Here is an 18,738-nt window from a genome sequence, read left to right as displayed (position 1 = left end):
GATTACGTGGGTGGCGGCGTCTCGGTCAATGCGGCGTAACCGGATGCGCCCAAACCCCTTGGGCTCCACGATCTCCACCGCCATGACCATCAACACTTTGGTGGTGCTGCTCTTGCGCCCTGCAGGGGTGGCGGGATTCTTGCGATCCGTGATGGACAGGTACGTTTCATCCACCTCCACAAGCCCCTTGAGCTTGTCCCGGCCCGGGCGGACCATGGCACGTCGAAACCGGTGCAGCATGGTCCAGGCGGTCTGGTAGCTCCCCAAACCCAATACGCGCTGCAGCCCCAGGGCGCTCACGCCTTGTTTCTGATTGGTCAGGTACCAAGCTGCAGCCAGCCAGACACGCAGCGGTGTGCGCGTCTTGTCAAAGATGGTTCCAGATGTCACTGTGCCTTGGTACTGGCATGAGCGGCACATCAGGCGGGTGCGGCTGGCGCGGTACACATCGCCAGCGTTGCCGCAACGCGGGCAGACGAAGCCTTGGGGCCACCGAAGCTTCTCCAGGAACGCCTGGCAAGCCTCTTCGGTGGCAAACCAGTCAAGAAATTCGTTCCAGGTGCGGGGGTAGTCCCCTCCAGGAGTTGGCGTTAGCATCTGGGTTTCCATCCAGCTATTCTCACGTCACTGGAGCTAAATAGATACCCCTTGCATTTGTACAGTATTCATGTCAGCCACTTCCAAGCCCAAGCTCTACAACCCACGCCACCCCGAACGCACGCTGCTCTACCAAACGGTAGCCGAGCACTACGAGACCTGGCTAGAGTTGGCCAGCGCGGGTCAGTTCGACGGCCAGGGCGACCACCACACCCCCAAGCCCTTCGTGCGCAAAGCGTTTGCCAAGTATCTTGAGTGCGGCATCTTTGCCCATGGCTTTGCCCGCGCTCGCTGCGGCGACTGTGGGCACGACTACTTTGTAGCCTTCTCCTGCAAAGGCCGGGGAGTCTGCCCCTCGTGCACCACGCGGCGGATGGTGGAGACGGCGGCACACCTGAGCGACCACGTCTTCCCCCGCCTGCCGGTGCGCCAGTGGGTGCTCTCCGTGCCCAAGAGGTTGCGGTACTTCATGCAACGCGACGGAGCGGTGCTGAGCATGGTGCTGCGCATCTTTCTGCGGGTGATCGCACAAACTCTGCAGACCCACAGCCCCGGTGCGGCCCATATGGACAAGGCAGGCCTGCACATCGGTGCCATCGCCTTCATTCACCGATTCGGCTCCAGCCTCAATGAACACGTCCACTTCCACGTTTGTGTGGTGGACGGGGTGTTTGAGGAAGTGGAGGGCGAGGGCGATGCTGATGCGACCCCTCGAATCTCATCGCCGGGTGTCATCTTTCACGCGGCCACCGGCATCGATGCGGCTACCGTGGCCCCAGTGCAGACCACACTGCAAAAACGCATCCTGCGCGCCTTCGTTGCTCGGGGCCTGCTGGAGAACTGTGACGCCAAAGACCTGCTGGGCTACAAACACAGCGGCTTCTCGGTGGACGCCGGTGTCTGCATCGAAGCCCACGACCGCGCTGCGCTGGAGCGGCTGCTGCGCTATTGCGCGCGTCCACCGTTTTCCATGGATCGACTGCGCAAAGAGGGAAGCGAACTGGTGTACCGCTGTGCCAAACAACGCAGCGAGCCCACCAGTGACCAGCGCGGTGCCAAGGCAGACGAACTGCACCTCACACCGCTGGAGCTCATCGACCGCATTGCCGCCCTGGTACCCCCACCACGCACCCACCGGCACCGCTACTTTGGCGTGCTGGCACCGAACTCGCCGCTGAGGGAGGCGGTGACGGCTCTGGCCCAGCCTGCTGCGGCGCAACCAGCCACGGTCGAGACTGCACAATCTGGCGCGGGCGTGGGCGTGGGCGTACCTGGGGTGGCGGCGCCGGGCAACGCGGCCACACCCACACCAGAACCTGCAGCACCTCCCAAACGCCCAGCGCACTACCTATGGGCGGTGCTGATTGCCCGCATCTACGAGGTCTTCCCACTGCTGTGTCCGAACTGCGGGGGGCAAATGCGCATCATTGCCTTCATCACGCACAGCGCCGAAATCCGCCACATCCTGAACCACATCGGGGTGGACTCGCAGCCACCGCACATAACCCCGGCACGCGGGCCACCGCTGTGGGAGGACTGCGACGCGCCGGTGGATGACGGGGTGCAAGGCGAGCCCGATTGGGATCTGGCAGCTCAACCCGCACCCGATTACGAGGTGGACCAGCGCGTCAATTGGTGACCCAGTGAAGCGGCGGTATCAATCGCTGCGGTGAGTAGCTGCGTGCGCGCCAGACCCAAACGCATATTGCCTCCCAAGCTCTTGCCATTGAGCGGCAAGCGAGCGCTCAAACTGCTTGTGTCGAACGTGTTTCGAGGCCCAAAACGCGTGCCATACTTGGCCTCATGCGGTTGAATTTCCTATCCGTACGGATTTGATGGACATTGCAACTCCATGAGGGCGGATGGCCGCCCGACGTGATGCGGACCGCGAAGTACGGAACGCCTGGAACCGGCGACCTCATGCCGGCCGCCCGCTTTGTTGTCGAGTGCCTGATTTATAGCTGAAATGCCGCCAGCCTCCGGCCTTCGTGATGACATCACCGACCCTGCCAACCGCAGGAACGCGCGTGCCGGCTGAATCGCGAGGCCTCATTCCCCGCCGCCAAACAGATCCCGGAACTTCTGAGCCGCATCTTCCGCACCCGTGTTCTTGCTCATCGGCGTGCCCTTCGGATACTCCTCCGCAATGCGGTCTTCCCAATAGGTGGTGGGATACGGCGCGCTGCACAGACGGCGAAACACTTCCTGCGGCACGTGCTTGTAGGCGCGCACCGTCTTGTCGTCCCAGTGCAGCTCGAGCTGCTGGGTGCTGGCGTCGTAGTCGGCGCGGCGGATGCGCCCGTTGGTGAAGGTCTTGCTCTGCATGTTGGGCTCCGAAGGGAGCTCGCGACGGGGCGGGCCCTGCCGGATCGTCGCACATCCCAGAGCCGCTCCTGTTTTGATAGCTGGTGGCGCTTATTTAAAAAGCCCAAACGACCGATTTGACTTGGAAAAAGACAGCACCCACAGGTGCCGTCTTGGCCGCCCCAACCAGCACGGAGCCGCAGCGCCGATGCCCCGCCTTACTCGCCGAGCCAGAAGCGTTCGCTGCGGTCGAGGAAGTCGTGCACGTGGACGGTGACCGTGTCTTCACCCAGCAGCACCACGCCGTACTGTGGCGGCTCGTGGCTGCCACCGATCTTGGGCGTGTCGTCCAGCCGCAGCGCCACCTGGTGGTTGGTGCCGCGCAACGTGGAGTACGGGATGCCGAGCCAGGAGCCGAAGATGGGCCGGTGCACGTGGCCGAAGAACAGGTGGCGGATGCGGTGCTCCTGCCCCTGCAGGGCGCGCCGCAGCGGTGCGGGGTCGAGCAGGGCGATGCGGTCCATGGACGGGATGCCGAGCGCGAAGGCCGGGTGGTGCATGAAAAGCAGCACCGGCTCGTCGCTCTGCGCCAGCCGCTCGGCCAGCCACTGCGCGCGCTGTTCGCACAGCACGCCGTGGCTCACGCCGGGTTCGTTGGTGTCGAGGAAGAGGCCGCGGTAGCCACCGATGGCCACCTCGTACTGCACGAAGCCGTTGGCGTCCACCGGCACCTGCGGGAAGTGCTCGCGAAAGCGCTCGCGGCTGTCGTGGTTGCCCAGGATGGGAAACACCGGCATGGGCAGGCGGCCGAGCTGCTGCGCGAGCTGGCGGTAGGCGTCCGGGTGGCCGGTGTCGGCCAGGTCGCCGGTGACAACGCACAGCGCGGCGTCGCCATGCTCTGCGATCACGCTGTCGATGCAGCGGGCCAGGCGGCGGTACGGGTCGAGCCCGTAGAGCGCCTGCCCCTGCGCCACCAGGTGCGTGTCGGTGATGTGGATGAACTTGAACACGATGCGGTCTCTCCTCTTCAGCGCGGTAGCAGGGCCTGCACGTCGCGCGTCATGGTGGCCAGCGCCTTGTCCGGGGCCACGTCCTTGGCCACCACGGTCTGGATGTGGTCCTTGATGACGTCGGTGATCTTCAGGCCGCTCTCACCCGGGAAGGCATACCAGCCGGTCAGCACCGGCAGCTGCTTGATGGCGGTGAGGTAATTGGGGTTCTGCTCGTAGAAGGGCTTGAGCAGGGCCGGGTCGTTGGCCGGCAGGGCGTTGGCCGGGAAGTAGCCGGTGCCCTTGACCATGACGGTGGCGCCCTGCGGGCCGGTGGCGAACTTGATGTATTCCCAGGCGGCTTTCTGCTTGGCCGGGTCCTTGGCGAACAGCATTGCCACATTGCCGCCGGCGGGCAGGCGGCCGTTCTTCTCGATCGGCATGCGCGCGGTGCGCAGGTCAAAGCGCTTGCCGACCTGCTTGGTGGTCAGCCCCAGGCGCGAGGTGGAGGTGACCAGCACGGCCAGATTGCCGGTGATGAAGTCCTGGTTGGCGTTGCTGAAGGAGATGTTGCGCATCTCGCCTTCGTTCACGGCCTTGGCGAAGGTCTGCATGGCGGTCTTGCCGGCAGCACTGTCGAAAGCCACCTTCTTCTCGTCCGGCGTCAGCATGGTGCCGCCGTTGGAGAAGACCAGTGCCTGCCACATCCAGTTGCCGGTGATCTCCCAGTCCATGTGCAGGCTGTGGGTGCCGGGGTTGGCGGCCTTGGCTTTCTTCGCTACCTCGACGATGCCGTCCCAGGTGGCGGGGAACTGCTCGGGAGTGACGCCGGCCTTGCGCACCAGGTCGGCATTGAAGTAGACGATGGGGGTGGAGAGCGAGAAGCCGATACCGACCTGCTTGCTGCCGATCTGGCCCAGCGAGAGCAGCGCCTTGTCGTAACCCATCTTGCCCCAGTCCTTCTCGGCCTGGATGAGCGGAGTCATGTCGACGGCAATGCCGCGGTCGACGAACACGCGCTGGCGGTTCAGGCCCTGGTAAGACACGTCGGGCAACTGGTTGGTAACCGCCTGGCGCAGCGCCTGCTGCGTAGCTTCCTCGTAGCCCGGCGTGGACGCACGGAAGACCACCTTGTACTGCGGGTACTTCGCCATGAAGTCCTTGGCGATCTTCTCGTGCACGTCCTTGAAGATTTCCGGGTAGGGGTAGTCCACGACGATTTCCAGCGGCTGCTGCGCATGCGCCCAGCCGCAAGCCAGCAGCACGCCGGCTGCGATGGATTTCAGGACAACTCGTTTCATGGGATGCACTCCTTGATGGATGAAGGGAGAAAGAAAGGGAAACGGAAAGAGGAAAGATCAGCCTTTGACGCCGGTCAGCGTCACGCCTTCGATGAAGCGCTTCTGGGCCGCGATGAACAGCAGCAGCAGCGGTGCCGTGATGAGCACGGTGCCGGCCATGAGCGGGCCGTAGTTGATGCCGGCCTCCTCGTTGCGGAAGAACATGGTGCCCAGCGGCGGCGTGGCCAGCTCGGGGGAGGAGATCACCAGCAGCGGCCAGAAGTAATCGTTCCAGTGCCAGACGACCGAGAAGATGGCGAAGGCAAACAGCGCCGGCACGGCAGTGGGCAACATCACACGCCAGACCAGCTCGAACTCGCTCATGCCGTCCAGGCGCGCGGCGTGCACCAGGTCGTCCGGCACGGTGCGGAAGAACTGGCGCATCAGGAAGATGCCGAAGGCCGAGATGGAAAACGGCACGATCAACGCCGACATGGTGTTCAGCATGCCCAGGTGGTGCAGCATCACATAGGTCGGAATGGCCGTGGCCTGGTGCGGGATCATCAGCGCCAGCAGCACCAGGCGCCAGGCCCAGGTCTTGCCGCGGAACTGCAGCTTGGCAAAGGCGTAGGCCGCCGGCAGCAGCACCACGATCTGCAGCACCAGGATGGCGGTACAGACCAGCAGGCCGTTCCACAGGTAACGCAGCAGGGGCACACGCGTCAGCGCCTCGGTGTAGTTCTCCACCAGCGCCAGCCGCGTGGGCAACAACGTCAGTTCGCGCGTGAACACCTCGTCCATCGGCTTGAGGGAGGTCAGCACCATCCAGATGAAGGGCGCCAAGAAGACCAGCGCACCCGCCATCAGCAGCAGGTGGCGCAGCGCGCGGAAGAGGAAGGTGCGTGCGGAGAAGGTGAGCATCATCGGGCGTTCTTCAGGCGTAGTGGGTCTTGCGTTCCATGGCGCTGTGCTGCACCTGGGTCAGGAAGAAGATGCCGGCGATGAACACCACCGTCATGGCGCTGGCGTAGCCCATGCGGAAGAAGCCGAAGCCTTCGGCGTAGATGGTGTGCAGCAGCACCTCGGTCGACTTGTTGGGACCGCCGCGCGTGAGCACGTGCACGGTGTCGAACACCTGCAGTGCGCGGATGGCGCAGACGGTGACGACGAACAGCGTGGTTGGCCCGAGCAGCGGCCAGGTGATGCGGCGGAAACGCTCGCACGGGTGCGTCACGCCGTCGAGCGCCGCCGCGTCGCGCACGTCCTGCGGAATGCTCTTGAGGCCGGCAAGAAAAAGCACCATCGCCAGCCCGGCCATCTGCCACACGCCAATGGCCGCCAGCGAGTACAGCGCCAGCCGGCGGTTGTTGAGCCAGTCCTGCGGCTGCAGGCCGACCCACTGCAGCATGTGGTTCACCAGCCCGGCGCTCGGGTGCAGCAGGAATTGCCAGACCACGGCCATGGCAATCAGCGTCGATGCCACCGGCATGAAGAAGGCGGTGCGGTAGAAGCCGCGCAGCTGGGTGTCGGATTCGATCAGCAGCGCCGTCCCCAGGCCGATGGCCACGGCACCGGCAGTCACCAGCACGAGGTAGAGCAGCGTGTTGGCGAGCGACTGGCGGAACACCGGGTCGCTCCAGAGTTCGGCATAGTTGGCCAGGCCGACCCAGTTCAGCGTGGCGGCGCCGAACTGCCAGTCGGTCAGCGACAGCATGGCGACGACGGCCACCGGCCCGAGCAGGAACACAAGCAGCAGCACCGTGGCCGGTGACAGCAGCAGCAGGGTATTGAGCGGATGCACGCGCATGGTCAGCCCCGTGCCTTCAGGCCGCTGCGTCCAGCTGCGTTGACAGCGGCTCGAACGCCAGACGCTGGCTGCGTTGACAGCGGCTCGAACGCCAGACGCTGGCCGTCGGCGCCGAACACGTGCAGCTGGGCCAACGGCACCCAGGCCTGCAGTGGCTCCCCCACGCGCAGCCCGGCTTGCTGCGCCGGCAGGCAGAAGACCACCTGCTCCTGCGCTTGGGCCTGGGTTTGCGTCAGCTGCACGGTGACGATCAGTTCGGCACCGGTGTATTCCACGCCGCTGATGCGACCCTGCAGCGCCAGCCCCTTGTCATCATCCTGCAGGCCCAGCTGCGGCCGGAAGCCGACCTGGCAGGCTGCGCCCTCCTGGCCCGGCGGCACATGACCGATCTGTTGGCCCTGCACCCAGATGCCGGCGCCGCGAATTTCGGCCGGCAGCAGGTTGATGCGTGGTGCGCCAACGAAACGCGCCACCTCCACGTGCGCCGGCTGGCGGTAGATCTCGTCCGGCGTGCCGAGCTGCAGCACACGGCCTTCGCGCATGACGGCCACACGGTCGGACATGGACATGGCCTCGTGCTGGTCGTGCGTGACGTAGATGAAGGTGACGCCGAGCTGGTCGTGCAGTTGCCGGATCTCGGCGCGCAGGGCCTGGCGCAGGTTGGCGTCGAGGTTGGACAGTGGCTCGTCGAACAGGAACACCGCCGGGTGCCGCACCATGGCGCGCGCCAAGGCCACGCGCTGACGCTGGCCACCCGAGAGCTGCGCCGGCTTGCGCCCCCACAACGCGTCGATGCCCAGGCTCTGCGCCACCTTGCGTGCGCTGGCCTCGGCCGCGGCATGCTGGCGCCGTACCGCCGGCAGCAGCCAGCGCATGCCCGGCAGGCGCTGCCAGAAGTTCAGGCCGCGCATCAGCAGCGGCGTGCAGATGTTTTCGCCCACCGTCATGTGCGGGTAGAGGGCGTAACTTTGGAACACCATGGCGCAGTCGCGTTCGCCGGGCGACAGCGGCAACAGGTCCCGCTCGCCGAGGTGCAGGGTACCGGCGTCGGGCTGGTCCAGGCCGGCGATCAGGCGCAGCAGGGTGGACTTGCCGCAGCCCGAGGAGCCGAGCAGGGTGAGGAACTCGCCGTCGCGCACGGTGAGGTCCAGGCCCTTGAGCACGTGGGTGGCGCCGAACTGTTTGCTCAGGCCGTGGATGTGGATGTCAGGCATGGCAGTTCTCCGGAGAAGAGGTCAGGACGTTGGACAGCTGGCCGAGCAGCCAGGGAGTGAACGTGTCGTAGTGGTCGAAGCCCGTCACCTGGGGCAGCAGGTCGGCCGGCTGGCCGGCGTAGCCCGCGCGGTGGGCCGCGAAACGCACGCCGGCGGCTTCGGCGCAGCGTGCATCCATGGCCGAGTCACCGACGAACAGCACCTGCGCGGCCGGCACATCGAGCTGCTGCAGCACGCGCAGCAGCGGGTCGGCCGCCGGCTTGGGCCGCGCAGCATCACCCAGCCCGACCACGGCATCGAAACCGATGTCGAGCCCGGTGCAGGCCAGCAGGGCTTCAATGGAAGGCCGGTCGCGGTTGCTGCACAGGCCAAGCAGCAGGCCCTGCGACTTGAGTTCCGCCAGCAGGGCCGGCACACCGGCGTAAGGCGTGGCCTGGGCCAGCCAGTGCTGCGCATAACGGGTGAAGTAGCTGGCCTCCAGGGCGCTGGCCTGCTCGGCCGCGGCCGCCTCGGCCTGCAATGCCAGCGCGTGTTGGAACATCGGCCCCAATCCCTCGCTGAGCGCCGGCCGCAACCGGTCCGCCGGCACCGTGCGCAGCCCGGCTTCGGCCAGCACCTCATTGGCCGCCGCGGCCAGGGAAGGCAGGGTGTCGAGCAGCGTGCCATCGACATCGAAGACGACTGCTCGGATATGATCGTTTCTGTTCATATTAGCCATGTTATGAACAGAAGGTGTCATTTTGATGACTCAGCCTGAATCTATAGTGGCCGTACGCCCGGGCCTTGCACGGCCCGATCTGACCGTCTGAACTGCCCCGCCGCCCATGCTCAAAGCCGCACGCCACAAGGAAATCGTCGCCCTCGTCCAGGGCGGCGGCATCGTCGAAGTCAATGCCCTGGCACAGCGTTTCCAGACCTCGCCCATCACCATCCGGCGCGACCTGATCGAGCTGCAGGAACGCGGCCTGCTGGAGCGCACGCGCGGCGGCGCTGTCTCCGGTGAGGTGATTGCCGAGGGCTGGGCGCGTTACGAGAGCATCAGCTACGCCGAGCGCGAGCGCGAGCAGTTCCGTGAAAAACGCGCCATTGCGGAACTGGCGGCGCAACTGGTGTCGGACGGCGACTGCATCCTGGTCAACGGCGGCACCACCTCGCGCCACCTGGCCGAGGCGCTGCGCGGCCACCAGAACCTGCACGTTGTCACCAACGGCCTGACAGTGGCCATGGAGTTCGCACGCAGCCAGAACGCCGCGGTCTACCTGCTGCCGGGCATGGTGGACTTCAGGAAGATGACCTCGGTCAGCCGGCCGGCGCCGGGCAGCTTCGACGACATCACGGTGCGGGCCGCGTTCCTCGGCGTGCACGGCATCTCGCCGGCCGGCATCGGCATGCTGTCGCCGGAAGAAGCCGCGATGAACCGCGCCTTCATCGAGGCTGCCCAGACCGTCAACGTGCTCGTCGATTCATCCAAGTTCAACTCGCAGGCGATCTTCCGCATCTGTGAAATGAACCGTGTCACCCGGGTCGTGACCGATACCGGCATTGCGCCCGCAACACGCCAGGCACTGGAAGCCCTTGGTATCGAGGTCTTGCTGGCCTCCCCAGAAGAAGCCGCCTAGTTTCGCGCCGACGCGCGCGCCACTGTGGCGGCGCTTTTGCATGCCATGACCTACGATGCGGCCATGACACGGCCCATCATCCTGTTCGGTGCCTTCGACCGCCACAACTTCGGCGACCTGCTGTTGGCGCACATCGCGGCGGCGCTGCTGCCGGGGCAGGAACTGGTGTTCGCCGGCCTGGCCAACCGAGACCTGCGCGCCGACGGCGGCCATCAGGTCCAGGCCCTGACGCAGTTGGCTGCCGATTGGGATGCTCACCCGGCCACGCTGATCCACGTCGGGGGCGAAATCCTCAGCTGCAGCGCCTGGCAGGCGGCCGTGATGCTGCTGCCACCGGACGAACTGCAAGCCACCCTCGCTTACCTGGAAGCCCGGCCGCTGGAGCAGGCGGCCTGGGTGCAGCGCATGGTGGGCAGCGCGGCGCTGGCGCCCTACACGCTGTCGCGCTCGCTTTTTCCCGCGCTGACACGGGTGGCCTATCTCGCGGCGGGTGGCGTGCAGCTGGACACATGTGAACCGGCGCTGCGTGCCGAGGTACTGGCCAACCTGCAGGCGGCGGATGCAGTGAGCGTGCGCGATGGCCAGACCCTGGCGCATCTGGCGGCAGCGGGCATCACCGCGCATCTGCTGCCCGACCCGGCGGTGATGGTGGCCGAGCTGTTTGACGCACGGATACGTCAGCACGCAGCCGGTGGCGAGATGGCACAGGTGTTGCGCACGTTCCCGCAGGGCTATCTTGCCGTGCAGTTCAGCGCCGACTTCGGCGACGACGCCACGCTCACCACCATGGCCCAGCAACTCGACCAGGTAGCTGCGGCCACCGGTCTTGGCGTGGTGCTGTTTCGTGCCGGCGCTGCGCCCTGGCATGACGACTTGGCTTGCCTGCAGCGCGTCGCCGCGCGCATGCGCCTGCAGCAAGCGGTGGTTACGCCGCCAGTGACGTATGGGGATGTCGTGAGCAAGAACACCGGGGAGAGCCAATCGGATACCATTGCTGGATGAAATCACAGTATCAATGGGGCTGCTGGAGCTAAATAGATACCCCTTACAAAAAAACAGTCATAACAAGCCATGAAAACCGCCACTGCGCCGTTACCACCGCTGCGTTCGGTCAAGGTTCTGGACCAGTTGCGTGAGCGCATACGCTACTTGCATTACAGCTTACGAACCGAACAGGCTTATGTCCACTGGGTTCGTGCCTTCATCCGTTTCCACGGTGTGCGTCACCCGGCAACCTTGGGCAGCAGCGAAGTCGAGGCATTTCTGTCCTGGCTGGCGAACGAGCGCAAGGTTTCGGTCTCCACGCATCGTCAGGCATTGGCGGCCTTGCTGTTCTTCTACGGCAAGGTGCTGTGCACGGATCTGCCCTGGCTTCAGGAGATCGGAAGACCTCGGCCGTCGCGGCGCTTGCCGGTGGTGCTGACCCCGGATGAAGTGGTTCGCATCCTCGGTTTTCTGGAAGGCGAGCATCGTTTGTTCGCCCAGCTTCTGTATGGAACGGGCATGCGGATCAGTGAGGGTTTGCAACTGCGGGTCAAGGATCTGGATTTCGATCACGGCACGATCATCGTGCGGGAGGGCAAGGGCTCCAAGGATCGGGCCTTGATGTTACCCGAGAGCTTGGCACCCAGCCTGCGCGAGCAGCTGTCGCGTGCACGGGCATGGTGGCTGAAGGACCAGGCCGAGGGCCGCAGCGGCGTTGCGCTTCCCGACGCCCTTGAGCGGAAGTATCCGCGCGCCGGGCATTCCTGGCCGTGGTTCTGGGTTTTTGCGCAGCACACGCATTCGACCGATCCACGGAGCGGTGTCGTGCGTCGCCATCACATGTATGACCAGACCTTTCAGCGCGCCTTCAAACGTGCCGTAGAACAAGCAGGCATCACGAAGCCCGCCACACCGCACACCCTCCGCCACTCGTTCGCGACGGCCTTGCTCCGCAGCGGTTACGACATTCGAACCGTGCAGGATCTGCTCGGCCATTCCGACGTCTCTACGACGATGATTTACACGCATGTGCTGAAAGTTGGCGGTGCCGGAGTGCGCTCACCGCTTGATGCGCTGCCGCCCCTCACTAGTGAGAGGTAGGGCAGCGCAAGTCAATCCTGGCGGATTCACTACCCCTGCGCGAAGGCCATCGGTGCCGCATCGAACGGCCGGTTGCGGAAAGTCCTCCCTGCGTCCGCTGATGGCCGGCAGCAGCCCGTCGTTGCCTGATGGATCCAACCCCTCCGCTGCTATAGTGCAGTCGGCTTCTGACGTTCAGTGCAGCCGTCTTCTGAAAACGACAATCACAGTATCAATGGGGCTGCTGGAGCTAAATAGATACCCCTTATAAATATACAGGTACATGGAAATGCAGAATCCCGAGCGGAAGCGCTATCCGCCACTTACCCAGGCCGAAATCCGCGCCATCTACGCCGATAACCCGACGGTGGGTGTCCGCCGTCTGGTGTGGGAGATTTACTGCCTACACGTCGTGGTGAAAACCGCCGGCGCTGTGGCCCGTGCGCGTGGCCTGAAAGACCAACTCATTCCGGGTGGCTTCGACTATGTGTTGGACGAGCTGGAGCGGGTGCTCGACGGCGAGGTGTGCCTTCAGGAAAATCTGCCGTCGCTGCACATCATCAAGGAAAAGCGGCGTTATCGTTACAGCACCAAGAAGCGCAATCAACGGGTGTTCCGCCGCGATTAGCGGGGACGCGACAGTCGCCCATACGGACGAACCACGACAAGTTTCACATAGCAGGCCCGGGGCTGGCGCTATGCTGTGCCAGCTTAAGATCAGCATCTGCCAGCAATGCGTCGTACGACATCGACGCAAACGGGAGCGCGCTCAATGTGCAACAACTACAAGCCGTCAGAGATCGACCTTATTCGTAGCCTGTATCGTGTGGACTCTGCCGGCGAGGACGAGTATCCGCGCGAGACTTGGCCAGACTATGCCGCGCCGATAGTGCGCAACACGGCCGACGGCGGGCGTGAATGCGTGCTGGCCAACTTCGGGTTCGTGCCGAAACGTCGCCAGCCCGCCGGAGTGAGCTTCGATACAACGAACGCGCGTTCGGAAACTGTCGGGCAGAAACGGACTTTCGCGAAGTATTGGCATGCTGCACAACTATGTTTGGTCCCCGCACAATCCCTGTTTGAGCCCTGCTACGAGGCCGATCCAAAGAAGAGCACGCGGTACCGAATCTGGCTCAAGGACGAGGCGGATTTTGCGATCGCAGGGCTATGGCGTTCCTGGGAGGGGCGCGTGGCCGACAATACGCCGGCAAGCAACAGTTTCACGATGCTGACGGTCAACGCTGACGAGCATCCGATCATGCGCCGCATGCACGCACCCGGGAAAGAAAAGCGCAGTGTCGTTATCGTGCCGCGCAATCGCTGGGACGACTGGCTGCACTGCCGAGATCCTGAGGCGGCGCGCAGCTTTTTGACGCTGTACCCGGCGGAGTTGATGGATACAGCTCCGGCACCGCGCGCACCGCGCGGCGCAAAACCCGAGCTAGACGCCGCTACGCAAAGCGGTGAACTGTTCTAAGCCTTGTAGACCATCGTTTGCGGCGCCTGAGGGGGAACATCGAAGCCGCGAGGCGTGAGATCGAGCATTAGGTCGCTGAACACTTCGATCATCGCGTCGTTCACCTGGACGTGCTTGATCGGGAAGATCCGTTGACCATCCGCGATTGCCTGACGATAAGCCGCCGCCGGATCGCGGCTCCCTGATGCGTCAAACATCATGACGGTAAGGTAAGGCCCTTCGACGCCGTCAGGCGCTACGGTTGCTCTCAGGTAGATCTGCACGTTCACGATGACGTGCCCAGGGGGAAGAATTCCGGCCGCCTGTAGGTGCGCTGCCAAAGTGTCTCCACCACGGCTGTCTTGCGCGTACGCCGCGCCACTCCAATCGTCGTCACTTGCCGTCATGCCGCCTCCTGATTCCGGTTTTGGGTGCCAGCATGCCACACGAGCTGTGACGGCATAGCGCAAGCTTTCTGTTTGGCGCCATGCTCTTTAGCGGGCATACCAGCGAAACATTTCGGACTCCGCCCCGCATGGCGAGGAGGTGCATATCGAGCCATACGCGGAGGTATCGCTGCGAGATCTGCATGCCGCTTGCGCTGGATGCGATGCCAATAAGGGCGGTGCAGACAAGGCGGAAACGGTGTAATAACATTGTGTTGCCATACCCTTGGCAATGGAATAACATTGTGCTTACGGTGGGATTATGAAAGCAACGATTCGCAGGATGGGCAATTCACAGGGGGTCTTGATCCCCAAGCCCATTCTTGCCCAGCTGGGTTTGGAGGATGAAGTGGACATGGCAGTGGAGGACGATGCTTTGGTGATTCGCAAGCCGAAGAAGAAGCCGCGCGAGGGGTGGGCCGAGGCCAGCCACGCTGTCGCTGCAGCTGATGATGATGTGCTCGTGATGGGCGAATTCTCCAACGCAGATGACGCGGAGCTGACGTGGTAGCGCGCGGAGATATCTGGCTCGTCGCCCTGGATCCGACAAAAGGAAGTGAGATCCAAAAGACCCGTCCGTGTGTGGTCGTCTCGCCTCCCGAGATGCACGATCACCTGCGCACTGTCATCGTTGCCCCGATGACTAGCAAAGGCCGCCCCGCACCGTTCCGTGTACCGATCACCTTCCTGCGCAAGAGTGGACTGATCCTGCTGGACCAGATACGCGCTGTGGATAAGGTGCGCCTCGTTAAGAAAGAGGGCGTTGTTGCCGATAAAACGATGTTGAGCGCCCTGCAGACTTTGCAGGAAGTTTTCGCCGAATAGCGGTTAGGGAAGGCTGTCGCCATGATTCAGTGGACAGACGCACCGAATGGATCGGCAGGGCACGCTGACGGAAGCCTCGTCGTCCAGATCCGACGGTTGGGAGCCGGCGGTTGGTCGGCTAGCTGGTGCAATGGTCAGTTGTGGGATGTCTCCGACCAATCCACGCATGTCAGCGAACAGTCGGCCCGCCATTTCAAGACGCGCGAGACAGCCAAGCGAGCAGTGGAATCCCGCATGGCGGCAAGAGAGAGGGATTGATGGGGAAATCGGAGAATACGGAATGGTTGACGATCAAATTGCCTGTTTGAGGGAGCGCGCACACGCCGCCCATGCCCAGAGCCTGTCAGTTCTTGAGAAGGATGCAGGCGAGGCGACTCGGAATCTCGCTAAGGGCCGAGAAAAAGCCGACTCAGTTCTGAAGCGAGATCTTGCATTGCTTGATACGCGCTTTAGCGAGGCCTGGAAAGCGCTGATCGTGGCTGGTACCGCGCCACAGAGTCGGGCGAAGGCTTCTGCGTTCGGAGATTGCACATTCGGCGGCCGCGTACCTCGCGGAGAAATTCTTGGTGGCAGTGCACCCGAGAGTTTTAATGGAATCGACATTCAGCATGCAGTGCTCGACACCTACGAGAAATTGCGGCTGGTTGGAGTTCCGGTTGCACATATCCATGGGCTTGGCGGACTCGAGATCGAGCCGGACGCGGCCAACAAACGTTTCAATGCGAAAGTCGAGCACGATCTCCCCGAGTGCAAAGGGGAAGACTTTGAAGTCATTGGTTATCAGATGATGATCGATGACGAAGGTAGCACTTTGCGGTTTTCCGTGAGGGTTTGGTGGAAGTCGAAGGTTATCCAAAACGCTGAAGACGATAGGTTCAGTCTGGGCCACGAGCCAGGCTCGAACTGACCACGGAAAAGCCATGCCAATTAACCCGCTAAACAACCTATCCCAAAACGCTGGCGACATTTGGTTCGTTGGTGCAGCTCTTGGATGCATCGCACTTATGTCCTACATCGTCTGGAGTTTGTTCTTCGTTCCGTTGACACGCGGGCAAGAACATTCAGACGTGCCAAAAGGACAAGAGAAGGTGCATCTGCCTGGCTGGACGATGGTCGTGAATGTAGTCGCTATGGTGGCCGCGCTCACCGTATTGGGTTCTTGCAAATACGTCGGGTTGTCGTGGTGGATAGGCGTCCCGGTCGCCGCTGCGATCATCGTTGTTGAATTGCTGTGGGAGCGCGCAATTGAACGGAAGTATTGTCTGCAGCAGCTCCAAACCGGCCGGTAGCCGAGCTATTTGGCAAGGAACATGAAAAACGACCAAAGCCATCATGACGCAGACGCGGCTGCCCACGAGGTAACGATGGGTCGTACTGCCGACGCTGGTACTGCCATCTATCAGACTGTCTTTACGGCACGATCAGACACCAGTGCGTTGCGCAAGGCGAGCATCACGGAGATCGAAAGAGGCCTTAGCAATCGAAACGCAAAGATTGCGTTGAAGCACTAGCCTTCGGAAAATAGCGATGCCTATGCAGAATATCGAAGCCATTCCGGTACAGAAGAGGTGCCGTTGGTTTGTCCGTCAAGGTGGGATTACGCACTTCGGACGTGGCTTCCGATCGAAAGAGGGGGCAAGCAATTGGATCGACGCGTTTGGTCCGTCGCTGGACTGGCGAGTCGGATTTTGCTTCCGACTTAAGGGCGATACGCGTGATATCGAAATTGTCGATCGGCATGGGCGGGTCCCGCGGTCTTAACCAGAAAAAGGTAGCCATGAATTTTGAAGAGCTGGACAGGCAGGAACGTGAATGGGCGGAGCGCGCAAGCAAGGTTCAGGCATCGGCCGCCCAAGCGTATGACCGACTGATGCGTTTGGCCGAAAGCAGCAGCGCTGGGCAGGTCCACACCGTAGCGCGCTTCCTTGCATCGACATTCGATGGTCAGGCCTTCCCGCTGGACCCGTTCGATCTCCGTGCCGTGGAGGTGACTATCAGTGATGACATGCTGTTGTGCTTGGACGCGCTACGGTGGGGTAAAGCGGACCTCTATAAGTTGGTCCCTGACGGCAACGCACGCCTTCTCGCAATCTGCCAGGCCTGGGGGCTCAAATGGCCGGAATCGCAGTGAGCTGCAAGCAATCTAAGGAAAGCGACGAGCAATCATTCGGCGCTCCTGGTCCTAGGACCCATCTGCGACCAGATCGGGAAAAAGGGAAGAGCAAGGCGACAACATGACCGTAATTCAAAAAGTGATGGCGCAAAAGATTCGCGCCCGTGGCGGAAAGGTCTTCACCTTTGACAAGGGCCACTCGATGGTGCTGATTTTCGAACATCGCGCGCTACGTCAGTTAGAGCGCATGCGACGCCACGGCTCGCGGAAAGTGAAGGTTGCGGTGCGCCGAGCCGGCTCACTGCTCCCGACCGCCGCTGTCGCGACGGTGCGAACTTCAACCACCCGGGCGAACCGCGCTGGCTAGCAGGAAAAATGACAATGCAGTTCAAAGTTCTCCGCAACCAGCCTTCGATCGCTTTCAATCCCTTGGCCTGCGCCTCGGAGGACACGCTGGCGGAGCTTCTTCGCCAGATGAGCGCGCATGTTGGCGACAGCTTGGATCACCTCGCGGAAATCGACGACCAACTTGAGGCCCTAGTCCCCGCCCTGGTCGAGCTGCGCGAGACGGGCCACTTGAAGCTGAACATGGCAGTGTTGGCTTCATATGGAACCCTCGACGGGTTCATGCGCCTTGCGGACGACGAACGACTGACGCCGCTGTCGCGCGCCCGTTGCGCCGCGATTCGCAACCGGTTGCTGGTACACGGCTTGAAGGCTCTTTTTCGCAACGCATAGGACTGGGAGCAGTATGGGGAATCTACAACCACAACCTCGACCCCATGTCGAGATCGAGACCTTTGGCCCCGATGGAAGCCGCACGATCGGGCCCAACAGAGAGCGTTCCAGGGCTAGAAGAGAGAAACGGCGCTTGCCGTCAGAGAAGATCGCCTTCACGGCGATGGTTTTTGTCTCTGGATGGGTATTCGGCGCTGCCCTCTTGATCTGGGCACTGATGAGTGCCATTAGCCTCGATGACTTGGTACGCATCGCTGAAAGCGGGGTCAATGAAAAGGCGATACAGGTGCTGGTTGAGGCGCGCGCCCTTTACAGGCTCGCATTGGGCATGTGTGCAGTTTCAGTGGTTGTGGCCTGCGTTACGGCCGCCAGGTATCACGTCTTCCGCCGCTGACAAAAGAAGTAGAACCCGAGTCGCCATGCAAGAGAACTGTGGGTCGTTCAGCTCTATCACACACACCTTCACAAGGGACAAGAAAATGAAGCAACTCCTGTTGATCGCAATTGCTGTTTGTGCCGCAACCGCGCAAGCCGAAACGGCCACCCAATCGGCACATCTGGAAGCCAAGGCCATCAATGCCATTGGCACACCGACAGCCACAACACAGGGCGGTCAAAGCATCAACGTCGCCAATGCGGCCGGCGCAGCGATGGCGATTAAGCAAGTCCCTATTCAGGGAAGTCATTGCGACCTTGCATCGGGCCCGATTTCTGCCGGCAGCATCAGTACCGACGCCAACGGTCGAATGATGCAGTGTTTTGGCTCCGCCAAAGGCGCCCCAGGGACGTGGCAGTACGTTGTCGAAAGTGACAGCGAGCGTATTGAGAAGAAGCTGGATCAACTGAACATCACGAATATGCAGATTCTGGCGAAGCTCTCCGAATTGGCCGCACTTCAACAGTCCGGTGCCCACAAGTAGCGAACGGAAAGCTCTTGATCGATGTCGCTGCGCTGTGGCGACAATCGTCGGGGGCTCAGAATGGAAGAATCTCTTAGCGTGGGAAGCGCCCCTTACAGGCCGGCTAAAGAACGCGCATTGAGCGAATGATGACGGTTAAGCGAGAGGCAGAGGTGCGGCGCCAAGGTGCAGACGATGTGCGTGCGTGCGCCAAATTGCACCTTCCGAAAGGTCGGGGGACGGATAACCATGACAAATTTTGCAGTCGACATTTCTTGTTGTGGTCGTGCCTCCTATTCATAGGCATCGGCCTATGGGAAGTAGGTAAGGCTGTGACCTGCATCGCCGTGGTATCAGTCCTGTTCCTACTGCCGCTTTCTTGGTATT

At 62.5% G+C, this 18,738-nt stretch carries 23 protein-coding genes and 1 pseudogene; 15 read left to right on the top strand and 9 right to left on the bottom strand.

Annotation, left to right across the window (positions count from 1 at the left end; genetic code table 11):
- A pseudogene (locus DOD19_RS27410) lies at positions 1 to 609 on the bottom strand (IS1595-like element ISCsp2 family transposase); the annotation flags it as partial.
- Between the two features lie 58 nt (positions 610 to 667).
- Between DOD19_RS27410 and DOD19_RS27405 the strand changes: the two are divergent.
- Entirely contained in the window at positions 668 to 2,236 is a 1,569-nt protein-coding gene (locus DOD19_RS27405; RefSeq protein WP_112189113.1) for an IS91 family transposase, read from the top strand.
- Between the two features lie 410 nt (positions 2,237 to 2,646).
- Here DOD19_RS27405 and DOD19_RS27400 read toward each other — a convergent pair whose 3' ends face one another.
- From DOD19_RS27400 to DOD19_RS27370, 7 genes are all read right to left on the bottom strand, one after another.
- Positions 2,647 to 2,922, bottom strand: coding sequence for a KTSC domain-containing protein (locus tag DOD19_RS27400; RefSeq protein WP_066705043.1), 276 nt, complete (start codon positions 2,920 to 2,922; stop codon positions 2,647 to 2,649).
- A 197-nt stretch (positions 2,923 to 3,119) separates the two neighbouring features.
- Complete coding sequence (locus tag DOD19_RS27395; RefSeq protein WP_066705045.1) at positions 3,120 to 3,911, bottom strand: phosphodiesterase; 792 nt, start codon at positions 3,909 to 3,911, stop codon at positions 3,120 to 3,122.
- Positions 3,912 to 3,928: 17 nt separating this feature from the next.
- The gene (locus tag DOD19_RS27390; RefSeq protein WP_066705047.1) at positions 3,929 to 5,191 is read right to left on the bottom strand and encodes an ABC transporter substrate-binding protein; all 1,263 of its coding nucleotides are present in this window, start codon (positions 5,189 to 5,191) and stop codon (positions 3,929 to 3,931) included.
- Between the two features lie 57 nt (positions 5,192 to 5,248).
- Complete coding sequence (locus tag DOD19_RS27385) at positions 5,249 to 6,094, bottom strand: carbohydrate ABC transporter permease (protein WP_066705049.1); 846 nt, start codon at positions 6,092 to 6,094, stop codon at positions 5,249 to 5,251.
- A 10-nt stretch (positions 6,095 to 6,104) separates the two neighbouring features.
- On the bottom strand, positions 6,105 to 6,977 hold the full coding sequence (locus tag DOD19_RS27380) for a sugar ABC transporter permease (RefSeq protein ID WP_066705051.1): 873 nt from the start codon (positions 6,975 to 6,977) through the stop codon (positions 6,105 to 6,107).
- A gap of 2 nt (positions 6,978 to 6,979) precedes the next feature.
- The gene (locus tag DOD19_RS27375; RefSeq protein ID WP_112189110.1) at positions 6,980 to 8,191 is read right to left on the bottom strand and encodes an ABC transporter ATP-binding protein; all 1,212 of its coding nucleotides are present in this window, start codon (positions 8,189 to 8,191) and stop codon (positions 6,980 to 6,982) included.
- Positions 8,184 to 8,900, bottom strand: a complete 717-nt coding sequence (locus tag DOD19_RS27370) for an HAD-IA family hydrolase (RefSeq protein WP_066705053.1) — start codon at positions 8,898 to 8,900, stop codon at positions 8,184 to 8,186. The genes DOD19_RS27375 and DOD19_RS27370 overlap by 8 nt, the downstream gene beginning before the upstream one ends.
- Before the next feature lie 115 nt (positions 8,901 to 9,015).
- Between DOD19_RS27370 and DOD19_RS27365 the strand changes: the two genes are divergently transcribed.
- The 5 genes from DOD19_RS27365 to DOD19_RS27340 all read left to right on the top strand — a co-directional run bounded on the left by DOD19_RS27365 (position 9,016) and on the right by DOD19_RS27340 (position 13,351).
- Positions 9,016 to 9,810, top strand: coding sequence for a DeoR/GlpR family DNA-binding transcription regulator (locus DOD19_RS27365; RefSeq protein WP_066705054.1), 795 nt, complete (start codon positions 9,016 to 9,018; stop codon positions 9,808 to 9,810).
- Between the two features lie 63 nt (positions 9,811 to 9,873).
- Positions 9,874 to 10,812, top strand: a complete 939-nt coding sequence (locus tag DOD19_RS27360; RefSeq protein ID WP_124383998.1) for a polysaccharide pyruvyl transferase family protein — start codon at positions 9,874 to 9,876, stop codon at positions 10,810 to 10,812.
- Positions 10,813 to 10,881: 69 nt separating this feature from the next.
- Positions 10,882 to 11,895, top strand: coding sequence for a class 1 integron integrase IntI1 (gene intI1, locus DOD19_RS27355; RefSeq protein WP_000845048.1), 1,014 nt, complete (start codon positions 10,882 to 10,884; stop codon positions 11,893 to 11,895).
- Between the two features lie 268 nt (positions 11,896 to 12,163).
- On the top strand, positions 12,164 to 12,502 hold the full coding sequence (locus tag DOD19_RS27345) for a hypothetical protein (RefSeq protein WP_152543766.1): 339 nt from the start codon (positions 12,164 to 12,166) through the stop codon (positions 12,500 to 12,502).
- A 144-nt stretch (positions 12,503 to 12,646) separates the two neighbouring features.
- Positions 12,647 to 13,351: an SOS response-associated peptidase family protein gene (locus DOD19_RS27340; protein ID WP_024979629.1), complete on the top strand. Its 705-nt coding sequence runs from the start codon at positions 12,647 to 12,649 to the stop codon at positions 13,349 to 13,351.
- On the opposite strand, the gene DOD19_RS27335 is transcribed toward DOD19_RS27340, so the two are convergent.
- The gene (locus tag DOD19_RS27335; RefSeq protein WP_024979630.1) at positions 13,348 to 13,737 is read right to left on the bottom strand and encodes a hypothetical protein; all 390 of its coding nucleotides are present in this window, start codon (positions 13,735 to 13,737) and stop codon (positions 13,348 to 13,350) included. The two genes, DOD19_RS27340 and DOD19_RS27335, sit on opposite strands and share 4 nt — an antisense overlap.
- Positions 13,738 to 14,038: 301 nt before the next feature.
- Here DOD19_RS27335 and DOD19_RS27330 point away from each other — a divergent pair, with 301 nt between their 5' ends.
- The 9 genes from DOD19_RS27330 (at position 14,039) to DOD19_RS27285 (ending at position 18,372) form a co-directional block, all read left to right on the top strand.
- Positions 14,039 to 14,287 carry an AbrB/MazE/SpoVT family DNA-binding domain-containing protein gene (locus DOD19_RS27330; protein ID WP_024979631.1) on the top strand — a complete coding sequence of 83 codons (249 nt, stop codon included), beginning with the start codon at positions 14,039 to 14,041 and terminating at the stop codon, positions 14,285 to 14,287.
- Positions 14,281 to 14,601 (top strand): type II toxin-antitoxin system PemK/MazF family toxin, encoded by a 321-nt coding sequence (locus tag DOD19_RS27325; protein ID WP_024979632.1) that lies wholly within the window; start codon positions 14,281 to 14,283, stop codon positions 14,599 to 14,601. Before DOD19_RS27330 ends, DOD19_RS27325 begins: the two co-directional genes overlap by 7 nt.
- 280 nt (positions 14,602 to 14,881) lie before the next feature.
- Positions 14,882 to 15,508, top strand: coding sequence for a hypothetical protein (locus DOD19_RS27320; RefSeq protein WP_024979633.1), 627 nt, complete (start codon positions 14,882 to 14,884; stop codon positions 15,506 to 15,508).
- 97 nt (positions 15,509 to 15,605) lie between these two features.
- Positions 15,606 to 15,890, top strand: a complete 285-nt coding sequence (locus tag DOD19_RS28110; RefSeq protein ID WP_231973463.1) for a hypothetical protein — start codon at positions 15,606 to 15,608, stop codon at positions 15,888 to 15,890.
- 425 nt (positions 15,891 to 16,315) lie between these two features.
- Positions 16,316 to 16,732, top strand: a complete 417-nt coding sequence (locus DOD19_RS27305; protein WP_051541601.1) for a hypothetical protein — start codon at positions 16,316 to 16,318, stop codon at positions 16,730 to 16,732.
- A 103-nt stretch (positions 16,733 to 16,835) separates the two neighbouring features.
- Positions 16,836 to 17,081 carry a hypothetical protein gene (locus DOD19_RS27300; RefSeq protein ID WP_024979637.1) on the top strand — a complete coding sequence of 82 codons (246 nt, stop codon included), beginning with the start codon at positions 16,836 to 16,838 and terminating at the stop codon, positions 17,079 to 17,081.
- A gap of 8 nt (positions 17,082 to 17,089) precedes the next feature.
- Positions 17,090 to 17,452 (top strand): hypothetical protein, encoded by a 363-nt coding sequence (locus DOD19_RS27295; protein WP_152543767.1) that lies wholly within the window; start codon positions 17,090 to 17,092, stop codon positions 17,450 to 17,452.
- Positions 17,453 to 17,585: 133 nt separating this feature from the next.
- Positions 17,586 to 17,846, top strand: a complete 261-nt coding sequence (locus DOD19_RS27290; RefSeq protein WP_048932975.1) for a hypothetical protein — start codon at positions 17,586 to 17,588, stop codon at positions 17,844 to 17,846.
- Positions 17,847 to 17,931: 85 nt separating this feature from the next.
- Positions 17,932 to 18,372, top strand: coding sequence for a hypothetical protein (locus DOD19_RS27285; RefSeq protein ID WP_024979640.1), 441 nt, complete (start codon positions 17,932 to 17,934; stop codon positions 18,370 to 18,372).
- The last annotated feature ends 366 nt before the right edge of the window (positions 18,373 to 18,738 follow it).

Origin of the sequence: Ralstonia sp. GX3-BWBA (assembly GCF_003290055.1) — a bacterium.
Classification (GTDB): Bacteria; Pseudomonadota; Gammaproteobacteria; order Burkholderiales; family Burkholderiaceae; genus Ralstonia; species Ralstonia holmesii.
This window is presented reverse-complemented; position numbering and strand designations above follow the sequence as displayed.